The sequence below is a fragment of the Lentzea sp. NPDC051208 genome (genome assembly GCF_040682435.1).
Taxonomy (GTDB): domain Bacteria; phylum Actinomycetota; class Actinomycetes; order Mycobacteriales; family Pseudonocardiaceae; genus Lentzea; species Lentzea kristufekii.
The window spans coordinates 1-15,483 of record NZ_JBFBAW010000002.1 but is presented as its reverse complement, the minus strand read 5'-3'; the positions used below and the strand labels follow the sequence as shown (position 1 = coordinate 15,483).

The window sequence follows — 15,483 nt, the reverse complement described above, 5'->3', positions numbered from 1 at the left end:
CCGATCCCAGCGCGTCTCGGCCCAGGATTGGCTTTTGGGCGCCGGGGGCTTGGGGGTGTCCCTTGTGACGGTTCCCTAATTCCCCGCCGGGCCACCCGGCACACGCCCTAGTAGCTGACGAACCGGTAGTGCAGGCCGCTGCTCGACTCCAGCCACTCGCCGACGCTGACCGGCGAGCGGTCCACGGCGGGGGCGAACGTGTCTCCATCGAACGATTCGCGGATCTCCGTCACCTCGACCCGGTCGGCGAACGGCAGCGTCGCCGCGTACACCGCAGACCCGCCCATCACCCACAGGTCGCCGGTGACGTCCGCGAGCGCCTTCTCCAGCGAGGAGAACGTCTCCGCACCCTCCTGGGCAGTGCGCGACAGCACCAGGTTGCGGCGGCCCGGCAGCGGGCGGAAGCGCGGCGGCAACGACTCCCAGGTGCGGCGTCCCATCAGGACGGCCGAGCCCGCGGTGATCTCCCGGAAGTGCTTCATGTCCTCGGGAATGCGCCACGGGATGGCGTTGTCGCGGCCGATCACGCCGTTCGCGGCCTGCGCCCAGATCAGGCCGATCACACCGCCACCGGAGCCTTGATGCCGGGATGCGGGTCGTAGCCCTCGATCGTGAAGTCCTCGTAGGCGTAGTCGAACAGCGAGGCCGCGGGAGCCATCCTCAGCGCGGGGAACTCGCGCGCCTCACGGCTGAGCTGCAGTTCGACCTGCTCGACGTGGTTGTCGTAGATGTGGCAGTCGCCGCCGGTCCAGATGAAGTCGCCGACGCCGAGGCCCGTCTGCGCGGCGATCATGTGGGTCAGCAGCGCGTAGGAGGCGATGTTGAACGGCACGCCGAGGAACAGGTCCGCGCTGCGCTGGTAGAGCTGGCAGGAGAGCTTGCCGTCCGCCACGTAGAACTGGAAGAACGCGTGGCACGGCGGTAGCGCCATGTTCGCGATCTCGCCGACGTTCCAGGCGGAGACGATGATCCGGCGCGAGTCCGGGTTCGTCCGCAACGTCTTCAGCACCTCGGCGATCTGGTCGACGTGCCCGCCGTCCGGGGTGGGCCACGAGCGCCACTGCACGCCGTAGACCGGGCCGAGCTCGCCTTCGGGCGACGCCCACTCGTCCCAGATGGACACGCCGTGCTCCTGCAGCCACTTCACGTTGCTGTCGCCGCGCAGGAACCACAGCAGCTCGTACGCGATCGACTTGAAGTGCACGCGCTTGGTCGTGATCAGCGGAAAGCCCGCGGCGAGCGGGTAGCGCAGCTGGTGGCCGAAGATGGACCGCGTACCGGTGCCGGTGCGGTCCTCCTTGCGCACGCCTTCCTTCAACACGTGGCGGAGCAGGTCTTCGTACTGCGTGTCGGGCATGCCCGCACCCTAACTCCAGCGGTCGAACGCCGTCAGCTCCGGCCCGTCCCTCCTCACGGACGCGAGGGTCAGAACCTCGTCATGTCCGGGCCGAGTCCCAGCTTGAGCATCGAGTACGTCTCCAGCATCCGGCGCGACACCACCGTGTGCTGGGCGGCCACGTGCGCGTCGCGCAGGCAGCGTTGCAGGGCGGACGACTCGAACACCGAGCTGCCGCCGCCCGCCGCGAACGCCTTCTGCGTCACGTCGGTGGCCTCGCCCGCGGCGAACGAGCAGGCCAGCCGCAGCCGTGCCTTCACCGGGTCCGGGGCGGCCTCACCGTTCACCGCGTGGTCCCAGGCCACGCTCAGCGTGTCGTGCAGGAACGCCGTCGCGGACGACAGCCGGGCCTCGATCAGCGCGAGCTCGATCTGCACGCCGGTCTGCTCGGCGAGGCGGGTCGTCGCGTACTGCGGGGTCTTCTCGGTGGCCAGCGCCTCGATCTCGTCGATCGCGCGGCGGGCCACGCCCAGGCACACGGACGCGACGCCCGCGGCGAGGAAGCTGAAGTACGGGAACACGGTGATCGGGCCCTCGATGCCGGGCGTGATGCCGATCGGCCACACCGCGCGCCTGAACGGCAGGAAGGCGTCCGTGAGAGAGAACTCGTGCGAACTGCTCGCACGCAGGCCGGCGGAGTGCCACGTGTCGTGGACCGTCACGTCTGAGCGCGGATACACGGCGAGACGCGGACCGACAGGCGTGAAGGTGCCACCAATGACCCACGACGCATGGGTGACGGCGCTGCCCCAGCCCCAACGGCCGGTCACGCGGTAGCCGCCGTCGGTCTCCACGGCTTTGCCCAACGGCGCCGCGGTGCCCGCGATCAACGCGCGCGGATCGCTGAACACCTCGTCGGCGGCGTCCACCGGCAGGTACCAGGCCAGCGACGACGAGATGGTGGTGGTCATCGCGGTCCAGCCGGTCGAGGCGTCCGAGCGCGACAGCTCCTGGATCTCGCGGCTCCACTCGGGCAGACCGAGTTCGGCGCCGCCGTAGCGCTTCGGGGCGATCAGGCGGTGCACGCCGTGATCGACGAGCGCGGCCACCACCGGTTCGGTGAGGGCGCGCTGCTGCTCGGCCACCGGCGCCTCGGCGCGGATCAGTGCGTGGAGATCCATGCGCGCGATCTTGCTCCAGCGGCTACAGCTTGGCGAGCGCCTCAACGAGTGGCTTCAGCTCAGGAGCGCCGGAAGCTTCCTCGAGGGAGTCGGTGAGCACCTGGTCGTGCGTGGGACGGGCGAGCGCGAGCAGCTCGTGGCCCTTCTCGGTGACCTCGGTGTAGATGCCGCGCCGGTCGGTCGGGCAGAGGTAGCGCGCGAGCAGGCCGCGGTCCTCCAGGCGCGTGACCAGGCGCGTCGTGGCCGACTGGCTGAGCACCACGGCGTTGGAGAGCTGGTTCATCCGGAGGTGGAACCCGTCCTGGCGGTTGAGGACGTCCAGAACGGTGTACTCGCTGACCGAGAGAGCGTGTGCCTTCTGCAGCGCTCTCTCTAGACGGTCCTCGATGCGCGCGTGCAACGCCGCGAGCGTGCGCCAGCCCTGCGCGCGCGCCTGGACGGCGTCGTCGTCCAGTGACATAGCTCAACCCTCCTCGAATAGACAGCGTGTGCAACTATTGCGTACGCTTGTAATCGTCTTCAGCAAGTCTACCGGGGAGAGACATGGATCTGTCGGGACGCACGGCCGTTGTGACGGGCTCCACCGCGGGCATCGGCTTCGCCACCGCGGAGGGCCTGCTCAAGGCGGGTGCCACCGTCGTCATCACCGGCCGCACCGAGGAGCGGGTGGCCGAGGCCGTCGGCAAGCTCAGCGCCAACGGTGACGTGCGCGGCGTCGCGGCGGACCTCGCGACCGCCCAGGGCGCGGCCGACCTGGTCGGCCAGGTGCCGGACGTGGACGTGCTGGTCAACAACCTGGGGATCTATGGCGCGAAGCCGGTCTTCGAGATCGACGACGCCGAGTGGCAGCGCTACTTCGACACCAACATCATGTCCGGCGTCCGGCTGGCCCGGCACTACACGCCGCGCATGGTCGAGCGCGGCTGGGGCCGGGTGATCTTCGTGAGCAGCGAGTCCGGCGTCTTCACGCCGACCGAGATGGTCCACTACGGCATGACGAAGACCGCGCAGATCGCGATCTCGCGCGGCATGGCCCAGGAGGTCAAGGGCACCGGCGTCACCGTGAACTCGGTGCTGCCCGGCCCGACGCTGACGCCCGGCGTGGAGGAGTTCATCCGCGACCGCGTCGGCGAGGGCGGCGAGGCCGAGTTCGTCCGCACCGAACGCCCCACGTTGCTGCTGGGCCGCCTGATCCGCCCGCACGAGGTCGCGAACCTCATCACCTACGTCGCGTCGGACCTGTCGTCCGCGACGACCGGAGCCGCCCTGCGCGTCGACGGCGGCACCGCCCCGACGCTCATTCCGTAAGCACTACCGTAAGGATCCGCATTGAACACCGTGAAGCTCAACAACGGCGTCACCATGCCCCAGCTCGGTTTCGGCGTCTGGCAGGTGCCCGACGCGGAGGCCACCCCGGCCGTCGCGGAGGCGCTGAAGGCCGGTTACCGCAGCATCGACACCGCGGCCGCCTACGGCAACGAGGCCGGCACCGGTGCGGCCATCGCCCAGTCGGGCCTGGACCGCGACGACGTCTTCGTCACCACCAAGCTCTGGAACGACGACCACGGCTACGACGCGACGAAGCGCGCGTTCGACGAGTCGCTGCGCAAGCTCGGCCTCGACGTCCTCGACCTCTACCTGATCCACTGGCCGACCCCGGCGCGCGACGACTACGTCGACACCTGGAAGGCGTTCGTCGAGCTGCAGAAGGAGGGCCGCGTCCGCGCGATCGGCGTCTCCAACTTCCAGCCCGAGCACCTGCGCCGGCTGATCGGCGAGACCGGTGTCACGCCCGCGGTCAACCAGATCGAGCTGCACCCGTACTTCCAGCAGAGCGAACTGCGCGCGTTCCACGCCGAGCACGGCATCGCGACCGAGGCCTGGTCCCCGCTCGGCCAGGGCGGCGAGCTGCTCAGCGACCCCGTCGTGCAGAAGATCGCGCTCGCGCACGGCAAGTCGGCCGCTCAGATCGTGCTGCGCTGGCACCTGCAGATCGGCAACGTCGTCATCCCGAAGTCCGTGACGCCGTCCCGGATCCAGGAGAACATCGACGTGTTCGACTTCGAGCTGCCGCAGGCCGAGATCGAGCTGCTGTCCACTTTGGACCGCGACGGTCGCATCGGCCCGCACCCGGACGAGCTCAACTAGTTCGGAAAGTACGAAGCCCCGGCCCGCGTCAAGCGGTCCGGGGCTTCGCCGGCAACGGACCTGGGAAGTGCTGTGGCCGCCGACCTTCACCGCGTGTTCCGGCGCTCAGCAGGGCACCTCGCGACACCGGCCCCACGCCCCCATGTGCCCGACATGAGGGCGTGGAGCCGGCGCCGCGATGCACCCGTCTGACCGTCGAAACACGGGGCAAAGGCCGGCGGCCACAGCACTTAGGCCCGCATGACTGTGGCGATCGGGATCCGCGCCGCCCGGATGGCCGGGATGAGCCCGCCGAGCACACCGGCGACGAGACCCGCGATCACGCCCGCGACACCCGCCTCCCAGGGGAAAGCGGTGCCCTGCAACGACGGGAACCTGCTGCCGAACATCATCAGCGCCACCTGCAACCCACCAGCGCCCGCGCCGATGGCCAGCGCGGCGGTCAGCAGGCCCGTCAGCAACGTCTCCGCGAGCACGATGCCCGCGAGCAGCATGCGGGACATGCCGACCGCGCGGCGCAGAGCGAACTCCTCGACGCGCTCGCCGACGGTGGCGAGGCCGACGTTCAGGATGCCCGCGACGCCGATGAGCAGCACCAGGAACGCCATGCCGAGGAAGATCAGGCGCATGATCTTCAGCTGGGACTCCATGCGCTCCTTGGAGTTCACCGTCTGGAAGTGCATCTGGTTCTGCTCCAGGCCCGCGCCGGTGAGCTTGGCCTTGATCAGCTGCTGCAGGTCTTCCGTGCCCGGCTGCAGGTAGAGCTCCAGCTGGGTGCCGCCGCCGCGGAACTTGTCCACCTCGGTGGTCGAGGCGGCCGCCGGCATCCACGTGCGCAGCTCGTCGAGTCGCATGTAGACGCGCGGTTGCGAGGAGCCGTCCTGCACGACGCCGATGATCTGCGGTGACACGTGGTGGGTGGCGCCGTCGATCATCATCTCGCCGGGGACGCGGTACTGCTTGAGGCCCTTGGCGGCCTCCTCGTTCAGCACGATCCGCGGCGCCAGCGACGGCGCGGTGCCGAAGTCCAGCCAGGTGCCGGAGACGGGGCGGAACGGCTTGAACGGGCGGATGTCGCCGGTCAGCGCGACCATGCTGACCTCGATCGCCTGGCCGTCCGGCTTCTTCTCCTGCTGCTTCTGCTCGGTGCAGGTGCCGTTGGCGTCGCAGTAGACCATCGGGCCGGAGTAGTCGCCGCCCCTGCCCGCGTACTCGAACGGCACGCCGCCCTCGTTGATCGGCCGCACGCCCGGCTCGCCGATGATGGCACGAGAGCTGATCATCGCGACCGCGTCGGTGCGGCCCTTCAGCGTCGACTCGACGATGCCCGGCGCGCCCTTCTCGCCGGGGACGTAGCCCATGATCGTGCCGTCCTTGCCGGACTGGAGCTCGACGTCGGTGAGCATCGCGCGTTCGGCGATCTCGGACCCCGCCTGCACGGCCACGATGGCGAGGACGCCGAGGAACAGCGAGACCATCGAGAGGAACGTGCGCAGTTTTCGGGCGCGGATGCCCTGTCCGCCGATGACCAGCGCGGACCGGAACTTGCCGGAAAGCATCAGTTGAACCGCCCGTCGCGCAGCTCCATCACGCGGCCCATCTTGGCGGCGTGGTCGTGGTCGTGCGTGACCAGCACGAGGCCGCAGCCCTGCCTGGTCGTGTTGAGCAGCACCTCGACGACGAGGTTGCCGGTCTCGGTGTCGAGAGCGCCCGTGGGTTCGTCGGCGAGGATGATGCGCGGCTGCCGCACGAGTGCGCGGGCGATCGCCACGCGCTGCTGCTCGCCGCCGGAAAGCCTGGTGGGCTTGGACTTCGCGAGGTGCGCGATGCCGACCTGCTCCAGCGCCTCCATCACCAGCTGCTTGCGCTTGCGCCGCGCCGACCAGCCCTGGCCGTTCACCAGTGCCATCGCCACGTTCTGCGCCGCGGTGAGGTGCTTGAGCAGGAAGAAGCGCTGGAACACGAACCCGAACTCGGCGCTGCGCAACGCCGCCGCCCTGCGTTCGGGGAGCTTCGTGATGTCGTTGCCGTGCAGGAGGTACTGGCCCTCGTCGGCACGGTCGAACAGGCCGATCAGCGACAGCAGCGTCGACTTGCCGGAACCGGAGCGGCCGAGGATCGCCACGCTCTGTCCAGAGTGGACGGTGAAGTCGACGCCGGACAGGATGGTGCGCGGTTCCCCTTGCCCCTTCAGGACTTTCGTGATGCCGTTGAGCTGGAGCAGCGGCGCCTGGACCTGCACCGTGGGTTGGTCGAAGGACTGCGTCATCACGGTCCCGTCGGCTTGGACTGGTCGCCGCCCTGCTGCTGGCCCTCTGGCAGGTTCGGGCCCGGTACGCCGAGTTCCTCGTCGCCGGTGAGACCGGACTTGACCTCGATGACCTTGCCGTCGGTCAGGCCCAGCGCCACGTCGATCGTGCGGCGCGAGCCGTCGGGCTGGATGACGTCGACCTTGCCCTTGCCCTGCTGACCCGCCACGGCCTCGACCGGAACGACCAGCGCCTGCGCCGACTTGCCCGTGGTGACCTCGATCGACGCGGTGGCGCCGTTGATCATCTGCACGTCCGCGGGCGCGGTGCACACGATGCGCAGGCCGGTGGAGGGACTCGGCTGCTGGGGCTGTTGCGGCTGCGGCTGGTCCTTCTTCTCGTCCTTGGTGTCCGGCGTGACCGGCGGCTTCTCCGGGACGGTGCCCTGCGGCAGCGCGGCGATCGTGCCGAGCACGGCGCACGGGAACGGGCCGGGCCCGTTCTTGATCTGCACCACGACGTCCGTGAGCGCGCCGTTGATCTTGTACGCCTGCTGGCCGTCGATGTCGCCGACGATCGCGTAGCCGACGTGCTTGGCCGACGCGATCGGCATGCCCGCCGTCACCGTCGCCTTGTCGTCGACGAGCCGGCCGCTGAACGTGGAACCCGCCGGGACCTCCACGTAGTTGGGCTGCTGGTCCTTCCACACCGTCGCGACCCGGATGGGCTTCGTCGGCGTGCCGTTGGGCGCCGGGACGTCGAAGTACCGCACCTGCCCCGCGACCGGCGCGACGAGCCCGAACGTCGGGTTCATCTCGACCTTGCCGGAGATGCTGAGCTTGGTGGTCAGGTCCTGCCTGGTGGGCTTGACCTTGGTCATCGGCGTGCCCCGCGGCGCCAGCTCCGGATTGGTCTGTTCCGGACCTGACGGACTGCACGCCGTCACGGCGACCGTGACCAGCGCGCACAGCGGCGCGAGAACAATTTTGCGCACGAACGTCCCCCATGTCGTTTCGACCAACCTACCGATAAGGACACCTGATCCGTGCCGGAGGTTGCATCAGTCTTTCGGCCGATGCCCATCGACGTTTCGGCTCAGATCGAAACGTCGACGTCCGAGCGCCGGTGGCGTGGGCGGAAAGCGCTTACGTTCGGCCTGATGGCGGCCCGAACGCCGTCAGCGCGGAGGTGTCGAACGCGTAGAACGCTCGGCTGAACGGGCGAAGGGCGTCAACGGCCGAGCGCCGCGGCGTACGCGGAAAGCGCTTCGCGGTCGGGCTGGCCGGTCTTCGCGATGAGCGAGGCGACGTGCTTTTCCACCGTGCGCGGCGAGATGTGCAGCCGCGTGCCGATCGCCTTGTTGCCCATTCGGTCAGCCAGCAGCACGAAGACCTCGAACTCGCGGACGGTCACGCCGTGCCCGCGCAGCTGCCGCGGCACCTGGTCCGTGCCGCTGCGCCGTTGCTGCACCGGTGCTCCCGCCTGCCGCAACAGGCCCCGGCACGCCGACGCCACCGCCGGGATCGTGGCCTGGTGGAAGTACTCCTCGGCGGAACGCAGCCAGGACACCGGATCGCCCCACCCCGCCGCCTCCTGGGCGACGAGCCGCCGGCCGAGGTGACGGGCCAGCGGATACGGTTCCGCGGCCTCCTGGGCGCGCTGGAAGGCTTCCAGGGCCTCGGTGCAACGGCCGTCGCGGCCGAGGAGGACGGCGTGCGCCAGTTCGGTGAACTGCCGGTTCCACCGCATTCCCGACGCGGACGCCGCCGTCAGCGCGTGGTAGTCCGGCCAGCCGAACCGGCCGTCGAGCACGCCGAGCAGCACCCGCATGCCGTGCGTGCCGGACAGGTGGAACGTCGTGGGGTTCTGCGATTCCAGCGCGAGCGCGTGGTCGAGCTCCGTCATCGCCAGCGCGTGGTTCTCCTCCAGCAGCGCGCAGAACGCGCGGGCGAGCCCGAAGCACAACGGGTACTCCTGCGCCCCGTTCTTCGCGACCGCCTCGAACTCGCTGATGGCGTCCTCGGTCTCGGCGCGGTTGCCCCTGTGCCCGGCCAGCACCGCCTTCGTCATCAGCAGGTAGCGGGTGAGCGCGTGGAACCGCAGCCGTGTGGTGGTGCGCAGGCACCGCTCGATCTCCCCGGCGGCCGCGGCGTGGTCGCCGGTCAGCACCGACTGCAGCGCCAGGATCGCGTCCACGTTGTGCGCCACCGTGATCGCGCCCGCCCGGCACGCCTCGGCGTGCGTCCGGCCGAGGGACGCGGTGCTGCCGTGCTGCAGCCATTCGTTGCCCGCCAAGCGGACCAGCGCGTAGACGTGCTGGATCGGCATGTGGTGCGTGCCCGCGAGAGCGAGGGCCTTGCCGAAGCAGGCGTTCGCCTCGTCGATGTCGTGCTCGCGCGCGATGATGCCGAGCAGCTGCCACGCCTCGCACGCCACCGTCGGTAGTTGAGCCCGGTCCGCCGCCAGTGCCGCCTGCCGGGCGAGGCCCGCGGCGGACGAGATCCGGTCGGGGCTCGGGATGTTCAGCGTGAGGTACGCGGAGTTGACGTCCAGCTGCGCGGCCAGTTCGTCCGGTGCGTCGGGGCCGAGCAACGTCCGCGCGATGCGCACCTGTTCCACGCCTTCGGTGAACCAGCCGGCGAGGTAGGCGACGCGCGACAGTCGCGTGTGGAGCTTCGCGCGCAGCGAGGCGTCCAGCCCGTGGAGGTCGTTCACCTCCAGGGCGAAGGCGCGTTCGAACTCGCCCGTCTCGGCCAGTGCCGGCAGCAGCATGTCGAGGACCTCGGCGCGGACCACGACGTCGTCGGTGAGCAGGCTTTGCGCGCGGTCGAGCAGCGTCACGGCCGATTCCGCCGCCCCGCCCGCCAACGCCCGCCTGCCCGCCTCGGCGAACAGAAGTCCCGCCTGCGTCCGGGATCCGGCGTCGAACCGCAGCTTCGCGACGAGCGGGCACCAGTCGCCGGGCAGGCCGGGATGCAGGTCCTCGACCGCGTCGGCCGTGCGCGACGACAGGGCGGCGCGGTCGGCAGGGGTCAGCTGGGCCAGCAACGCGTCCGCGGTGAGCGGGTGCCGGAACGCGTACCAGTCGGGTGCGGGCTCGTCCGGGGTCACCAGTTGCGCGGCCACTCCCGCGTGCAGGTGGCTGAGCAGCTCGCGGTCGTCGATGCCGGTGACCTTCTGCACCAGCGAAAGCGGGAACCGGTGGCCCAGCACCGCCGCGATGGACAGCACCTCACGCCCCTGCGGCCCCAGCCTGTCCGTGCGGTGCGCGACACTGCGCACGAACGCGGCCGGCACGGGCAGTTTGAGCTCGCCCAGCACCTGCCAGCCGTCGGCCCCCGCCACCAGCAGGCCGCCGCTCACCATGCCGTGCAACAGTTCCTCGATGACGAACGGGTTCCCGGCGCTGTCCGTCCACAAGCGATCGACGAGTTCCGCCGGGATCCGCGCGCTGTCCAGGCAGGCGGCCGTCATCTGGCCGACCTCGGCCTGCGAGAGCCGGTGCAGCTCCACCAGCCTGCCGGAGCCGCGTTGCACCATCCGGTGCACGAGCTCCAGCGCGTGGCCGGGTTCGGTGCGGATCGTGGCCAGCAGCAGAACCGGCTGGTCCTCCAGGTTGTCCGCCAGGTACTCCACGACCGCGAGCGTCTCCGCGTCCGCCTCGTGCAGGTCTTCGAGCACGAGCAGGCACGGCGTCTTGCGCGCGACGGACACGAGCAGCCGCAGCACCGCCTCGGCCAGCACGACGACCGACTCCGTCGTGGACCGGTGGTCGTGCCACTCCGGGATCAGCGTGCCCAGCACCGGTTTGTACGGACCGAGCGCGGAGTCGTCCGGCGGTTCCCCTCGGAACAGGCCCAGCAGGGCCTCCGCGATGGGCCGGAACGGCACCATCGGCCCGATCGTCGTGCCGCGGCCCCTGAGCACCCGCATGCCCTCGTCGTACGCCTGGCCCGCCGCGTACCGGGCGAGCCTCGACTTGCCGATTCCCGCCTCGCCGGTGAGGAAGACGGCGCCACCGCGGGACTGGCGGGTGCGCTCCAGTGCCCCCGTGACGGCCGTGATCTCGCGATCACGGCCGACCACTTGGGGCGCTCGGGTCTGCATGCCTGGACCCTAACGGTCCTGTGCGGTTCGCCCTATCGCCTGCCAGGCGTATTCCCGGCGAATGCGTCCCTACACGACGCTGACCGTGGTGTCCGAGAGGGCGGGCGTGAGCGCCACGAACGCGCTCGTCGCCATGGTCAGGCCCATCAACGCACGGGCGCGTGCACCCACGGCGGTCTTCGGCGCGAGCTCCATCTCCCCGATCGCGTGCTCGGCCGGTTCGGGCTGGTCGGCCGTGCGGTGCAGGGACTCGTTCATCGGGTGGACTCCTCTGTGTCAGGTGATGCTTGCAGTAGCAGGACTGACGGGATAGCGAACCCGTGCCGCAGCAGGCCGTGGCCGATGCCGGCCAGGCCCGTGAGCAGCCCGGGGGAGGGAACACCGCCCGGCGTGGCGCACCGCGCGCCGTGTTCCTCCAGTGCGCCCAGCAACAACGCCACGCGGCGGGTCGCGGCGCTGGGGTGGTGGACGGCCAGTGCCTCGACGACGCCCAGTTCGCCGTGGCAGAGACTCATGTCCCGCAACGGTTCCCTGGAGGCCAGCAGACCGGCCAGCCGCTCGTCGTCACGGGCGAGCGCGACACCGGCCAGACCCGTGCACCAGCCGGTGTCGGTCGGGTCGATGGTGTCACTCTCCAGGAACGTCCGTGCGGCCACATCAGATACTTCGTCCTGAACCGTTGCCGCGTAACGCCTCAGCGCCCATCCGATTCCGGCATGGCCGCGGGCGAAACCATCCGCGGGGCAGATGGCGCCACGCAGGGCAGCGGCGTAGCGGTCGGCGAGCGCGAGCGCTTCAGGCGTGCCCACGGACAGCATCGCGGCCAAAGAGCCGGCCACGCCGTCCACGACCGTGAACGACGAATCTTCCTCGGGCATCAGCCGCACGGCCTGGGTGAGCAGCGCGGGGTCGAGGTCGAGCAGTCGCGTGAGGCGGGCCAGCCCGTGACAAATGCCGCCGAGGCCGTGGATTCCGCCCCCGACCGCCGTGACCAGCTCCGGTTCCGACGCGAACATCTCCAGCAGCGCCGGCAACGGCCGCAACGCGTCGCGCGCGAAGTCGACGTACCGCGCGGCACCGGTCAGCGCGCCCAGTTCGGCGAGGAACAGCGCCACACCCGTGTAGCCGTTGGAGAGACCGGCGCCGAGCGGCTGCACCGACCAGTGCCGGTCGTCGATGAGTTCGAGCCCGAGCCAGTTGACCCGGTCCTCGCCGGTGACGGCGTGCGCGAGGATCTGGTCGGCGATCCCGCACGCGGCGACCAGCAGCCGGGCCGGATCCGGGTCGACCGGCGCGACGTGACCGGGCACCGCGACGCCGCTGTGGTGCGACACCGGCCGCGGCCGCGACGCCAGCAGCGCCGCGATCACCCACTGCTGGTCGTGCCGGTCGACCTCGCTCATCGCCATGACCTTGCGCGTCACCGCGTGCAGTCCGGGCTCCGGCAGCATCCCCGGCAGCCGGAGCCCGGACGCGGTCCACAGGTCGGTCGACCCCGGCCGGCACGTGAACAGCGGCACGTCACCGCGCCACAGGTCGGACACCTCGAACGGCACCAGCCGGTCGAGCAGCGGGTCGTCGGCCACGAGCACACCGAACGCCAGGTCGCGGTCCAGCGCGTCGGCCAGCACGGACGGATGCGTCGACTCGTCCAGCAACCGCGCGTACTGCCGCGTCGCGCGCGCCACGAACCGCACTTCCTCGTTGACGCACTTCCGGACGAGCTGCAGCAGCTCGTTCCTGTGCGCCACTATCGCGTCGTAGCCCGCGCGGAACCCCGCCAGCAGCGAGTCCTGGTAGTCGGCGGGCTCGGCGGGGATGCCGCCGAGCAGCGGCCTGTTCGACGCCCCCGGCGACGTTTTCGGACGCCTGACCAGCCGCATCCGGTCGGTGCCCGCGTCGGCCCAGTCGACCGCGTTCAACGGCGACAGCACGCCGTGGTCGCCGCCGACCCCGGACACGTCCGCGACCCCGTTGTCGCCCATCAGCACGTGGGGGAGCAGCGCCGTGCGGTGCACCGAACGCACCAGCGCGAGCATGGCGGGGTCCGCGTCGGGTGGTGTCAGCGTGGGGTGAAACAGCGTCTCGATGTCCACGAGGACCGGCTGGTCGCCGCACGCGATGAGGTTTTCGTAGTGCATGTCGGTGCCGTCGACCGCGTAGAGCAGCGCGAGCAGCGCGCCCAGCCGCTGGTAGAAGTCGGCGACCCCGGCCACGTCCGCGCACGGCTCGTGAGCGATGTGCTCGATCCACCCGTAGCCGTCGCGGGAGAGGAGCTCGGGTGCCCGGAACTCGATTCCCGTTCGCGTGGAAAGCCAGGCGAGCTGCTCGGTGAACCGCGCGTGCAACCCGAGCGGTCGCGGCCGGTAGACGAGCCGCCGGCCGGACTCGAAGGTCAGGACGGCGACGGTCCGGCCCTGCTGGTGCGCGTCCCCCTGCCCCATCTCGATGGAGATCAGCGCGCCGGGGTCCTCGTTCGCGAAGATCGTCCGGACGATCTTCGCCCGGTCGCGGGTGAACCGCGACGACAGCTCGTGGTGCGTCGACACCGCCTGCTCACAGGCCTGCGCGAGCAACCTGGCCAGCACCGGGTAGCGGTTGAAGACGGACGAGAGGTTCAGCGTGCGCGTGAACTCGGTGAACCTCTCGGCGCTCGTGGGGCTGGTCAGCGTGTCGCGCGCCTCGTGCAGCTCCAGCACGAGCGTGCGTGCCGCGATCGCCACGAGCCGGCGCCCCAGCTGCTCGGCGAAGGCCGCGTCGAACGGAGGCGCGACCTCCGTGCGGGACGCGTCGATCAGCGGGCGCAGGGCGTGGGCGAAAGCCGCTGTCCAGCTCTCACCGGTGCTGGTCTCGGCCGCGGAGGTCACCGGGCCAACCTCGCACGCGCGGGCGAGCGGCACATGGGGACCAATCCCCCAGATTTGCGCGCGGACGTGAATATGGGGGTTCGCCACCCATGTTTCGCCGCCCGATCGGTCCGAGACTCGAAGTCCGAGGAGGGGACGGGCATGAGGGAGTTCGGAGAACTGCTGCGCACGCACCGCATCGGCGCGGGCCTCACCCAGCAACAGCTGGCTGACTTCGCGATGGTGAGCGTGCGGGCCATCCGCGACCTGGAGTGCGGCCGCACCCGCTCACCGCGGGCGGAGACGGTGCGCCTGCTCGCGGACGGGCTGCGGCTCGACGAGGAGAGCCGCGCGGACCTGCAGCAGGCAGGAGGGCGTGCCGCCGGCCGGTCCACGGTGGCGCCGCCCGCACCGGCCGGGCCCGGCGGGCTGATCGTGGGGCGGGAGGCGGAGGCGGCGGCGCTCGCGGCGGCGCTGACGGAGGGACGGCCGGGCGCCGGTCACACGGGGCAACGGCTGGTCACCGTCACCGGCGTCAGCGGCGTCGGCAAGACCCGGCTGGCCCTGGAGGTCGCCGGCGAACTGCACTTCCGGCACGGCTGGTCCGTGCTGTGGCACCCGTCCCAGCCGGTCCCGTCGATCAACGACGAGCAGGACACCGTCCTCGTCACCGACCGCCGCCCCGACCCGTGCCTGCTGGAGGCGCATCCGCGGCTGCGGATCGTCGTCACGGCACTGGCGCCGACCGAGCTGCCCGGCGAGCTGGTGTTCCCGCTGGGCGCGCTGGCCGACGACGCCGCGGTGCGGTTGCTGCTCACGCACGTGCACCGGGTGCGGCCCGCGTTCAGGCCGGAGCCGGCGAACCAGGCCGCGCTCATGGGCCTCGTCCACGAACTGGACGGGCTGCCGTCGGCGCTGGAGTTCGCGGCCGGGTGGTTCATGGTCTACTCGCCGCAGCACCTGCTCGAACGGCTGCGGTCCAACCCGCTAGACCCCACGTCGGCACACCTGCGCGACTCGCTGCGCCGCTCGCTGTCCACTTTGGACGTCGACGGGCGCGAGCTGCTGGTGCGGATGGCCGAGGGGGAGGATCCCGTGCACAGCCCGTACGTCAGGGACCTGTGCGTGCGCGGGCTCGTCCGTCACACCGGATCCCGGTACGAGGTGCTGAACCTCGTGCGCGCGGCGGTGCTGGAACCGGTGGCAGGGCCACACCTCGCCGGAGGAGTGGCCCTGACCTGGCCCGTCTAGGCCCTGACCTGGCCCGTCTAGTGTCCTGAGTTGTTAATTCGTGTGCAGTAGCGTGCGATGGAGTCGAGGATCTGGTCGGCGGTCTTGGTCCAGATAGCGTGGAGACGTTGTCCATCACCAGATGCACCGCCAGATCCGCGGGCACCTCCTTGTCGATGGCGATCAAGAATTTCTTGAACTCGATCGCGCGGTGCCGTGCGTGCAGCCGGCCGATGACCTTGCCGGTGGCGATGTCCAGCGCGGCATACAAGCTGGAGGTGCCGTGCCGGATGTAGTCGTGCGTCGCACGCTGCGGCGTGCCGGGCAGCATCGGCAGGACCGGGGCGGTGCGGTTGAGCGCCTGGATCTGGGACTTCTCATCCACG

At 70.6% G+C, this 15,483-nt stretch carries 13 protein-coding genes and 1 pseudogene; 3 read left to right on the top strand and 11 right to left on the bottom strand.

All coding sequences use genetic code 11. From position 1 onward, the window contains the following. Positions 1 to 107 precede the first annotated feature (107 nt). The 4 genes from AB0M48_RS04405 to AB0M48_RS04390 all read right to left on the bottom strand — a co-directional run bounded on the left by AB0M48_RS04405 (position 108) and on the right by AB0M48_RS04390 (position 2,977). Complete coding sequence (locus AB0M48_RS04405) at positions 108 to 563, bottom strand: dihydrofolate reductase (protein ID WP_363835922.1); 456 nt, start codon at positions 561 to 563, stop codon at positions 108 to 110. Then, on the bottom strand, positions 560 to 1,357 hold the full coding sequence (locus tag AB0M48_RS04400) for a thymidylate synthase (protein ID WP_363835921.1): 798 nt from the start codon (positions 1,355 to 1,357) through the stop codon (positions 560 to 562). Before AB0M48_RS04400 ends, AB0M48_RS04405 begins: the two co-directional genes overlap by 4 nt. 68 nt (positions 1,358 to 1,425) lie before the next feature. Then, a complete protein-coding gene (locus tag AB0M48_RS04395) occupies positions 1,426 to 2,517 on the bottom strand; it encodes an acyl-CoA dehydrogenase family protein (protein ID WP_363835920.1) in 1,092 nt (363 codons plus the stop codon). Positions 2,518 to 2,539: 22 nt separating this feature from the next. Further along, positions 2,540 to 2,977 carry a MarR family transcriptional regulator gene (locus AB0M48_RS04390; RefSeq protein WP_363835919.1) on the bottom strand — a complete coding sequence of 146 codons (438 nt, stop codon included), beginning with the start codon at positions 2,975 to 2,977 and terminating at the stop codon, positions 2,540 to 2,542. Positions 2,978 to 3,060: 83 nt separating this feature from the next. Here AB0M48_RS04390 and AB0M48_RS04385 point away from each other — a divergent pair, with 83 nt between their 5' ends. Both AB0M48_RS04385 and AB0M48_RS04380 read left to right on the top strand, forming a co-directional pair. Then, a complete protein-coding gene (locus AB0M48_RS04385) occupies positions 3,061 to 3,825 on the top strand; it encodes an SDR family oxidoreductase (protein WP_363835918.1) in 765 nt (254 codons plus the stop codon). 54 nt (positions 3,826 to 3,879) lie between these two features. Further along, positions 3,880 to 4,665, top strand: a complete 786-nt coding sequence (locus AB0M48_RS04380; protein ID WP_363836610.1) for an aldo/keto reductase — start codon at positions 3,880 to 3,882, stop codon at positions 4,663 to 4,665. Between the two features lie 230 nt (positions 4,666 to 4,895). Here the strand turns inward: AB0M48_RS04380 and AB0M48_RS04375 are convergent, their stop codons facing one another. The 6 genes from AB0M48_RS04375 to AB0M48_RS04350 form a co-directional block, all read right to left on the bottom strand. Next, positions 4,896 to 6,224, bottom strand: coding sequence for an ABC transporter permease (locus AB0M48_RS04375; RefSeq protein ID WP_363835917.1), 1,329 nt, complete (start codon positions 6,222 to 6,224; stop codon positions 4,896 to 4,898). Continuing rightward, positions 6,224 to 6,934: an ABC transporter ATP-binding protein gene (locus AB0M48_RS04370; RefSeq protein WP_363835916.1), complete on the bottom strand. Its 711-nt coding sequence runs from the start codon at positions 6,932 to 6,934 to the stop codon at positions 6,224 to 6,226. Before AB0M48_RS04370 ends, AB0M48_RS04375 begins: the two co-directional genes overlap by 1 nt. Further along, complete coding sequence (locus tag AB0M48_RS04365) at positions 6,934 to 7,908, bottom strand: efflux RND transporter periplasmic adaptor subunit (protein WP_363835914.1); 975 nt, start codon at positions 7,906 to 7,908, stop codon at positions 6,934 to 6,936. The genes AB0M48_RS04370 and AB0M48_RS04365 overlap by 1 nt, the downstream gene beginning before the upstream one ends. A 236-nt stretch (positions 7,909 to 8,144) precedes the next feature. Next, positions 8,145 to 11,021 carry an AAA family ATPase gene (locus AB0M48_RS04360; protein ID WP_363835913.1) on the bottom strand — a complete coding sequence of 959 codons (2,877 nt, stop codon included), beginning with the start codon at positions 11,019 to 11,021 and terminating at the stop codon, positions 8,145 to 8,147. 69 nt (positions 11,022 to 11,090) lie between these two features. Beyond that, complete coding sequence (locus AB0M48_RS04355; protein ID WP_319982908.1) at positions 11,091 to 11,279, bottom strand: hypothetical protein; 189 nt, start codon at positions 11,277 to 11,279, stop codon at positions 11,091 to 11,093. Beyond that, positions 11,276 to 13,888 (bottom strand): type 2 lanthipeptide synthetase LanM family protein, encoded by a 2,613-nt coding sequence (locus tag AB0M48_RS04350; RefSeq protein ID WP_363835912.1) that lies wholly within the window; start codon positions 13,886 to 13,888, stop codon positions 11,276 to 11,278. Before AB0M48_RS04350 ends, AB0M48_RS04355 begins: the two co-directional genes overlap by 4 nt. A 141-nt stretch (positions 13,889 to 14,029) precedes the next feature. On the opposite strand from AB0M48_RS04350, the gene AB0M48_RS04345 reads away from it, so the two are divergent. After that, on the top strand, positions 14,030 to 15,118 hold the full coding sequence (locus AB0M48_RS04345; protein WP_363835911.1) for a helix-turn-helix domain-containing protein: 1,089 nt from the start codon (positions 14,030 to 14,032) through the stop codon (positions 15,116 to 15,118). Between the two features lie 17 nt (positions 15,119 to 15,135). On the opposite strand, the pseudogene AB0M48_RS04340 reads toward AB0M48_RS04345, so the two are convergent. After that, positions 15,136 to 15,483 (bottom strand): annotated as a pseudogene (locus AB0M48_RS04340) (hypothetical protein); the annotation flags it as partial.

Coding starts and splice junctions, on each gene's coding strand:
- AB0M48_RS04385 (WP_363835918.1), top strand. CDS start 3,061: ATGGATCTGTCGGGACGCACGGCCGTTGTGACGGGCTCCACCGCGGGC.
- AB0M48_RS04395 (WP_363835920.1), bottom strand. CDS start 2,517: ATGGATCTCCACGCACTGATCCGCGCCGAGGCGCCGGTGGCCGAGCAG.
- AB0M48_RS04400 (WP_363835921.1), bottom strand. CDS start 1,357: ATGCCCGACACGCAGTACGAAGACCTGCTCCGCCACGTGTTGAAGGAA.
- AB0M48_RS04355 (WP_319982908.1), bottom strand. CDS start 11,279: ATGAACGAGTCCCTGCACCGCACGGCCGACCAGCCCGAACCGGCCGAG.
- AB0M48_RS04360 (WP_363835913.1), bottom strand. CDS start 11,021: ATGCAGACCCGAGCGCCCCAAGTGGTCGGCCGTGATCGCGAGATCACG.
- AB0M48_RS04380 (WP_363836610.1), top strand. CDS start 3,880: ATGCCCCAGCTCGGTTTCGGCGTCTGGCAGGTGCCCGACGCGGAGGCC.
- AB0M48_RS04390 (WP_363835919.1), bottom strand. CDS start 2,977: ATGTCACTGGACGACGACGCCGTCCAGGCGCGCGCGCAGGGCTGGCGC.
- AB0M48_RS04345 (WP_363835911.1), top strand. CDS start 14,030: ATGAGGGAGTTCGGAGAACTGCTGCGCACGCACCGCATCGGCGCGGGC.
- AB0M48_RS04370 (WP_363835916.1), bottom strand. CDS start 6,934: ATGACGCAGTCCTTCGACCAACCCACGGTGCAGGTCCAGGCGCCGCTG.
- AB0M48_RS04375 (WP_363835917.1), bottom strand. CDS start 6,224: ATGCTTTCCGGCAAGTTCCGGTCCGCGCTGGTCATCGGCGGACAGGGC.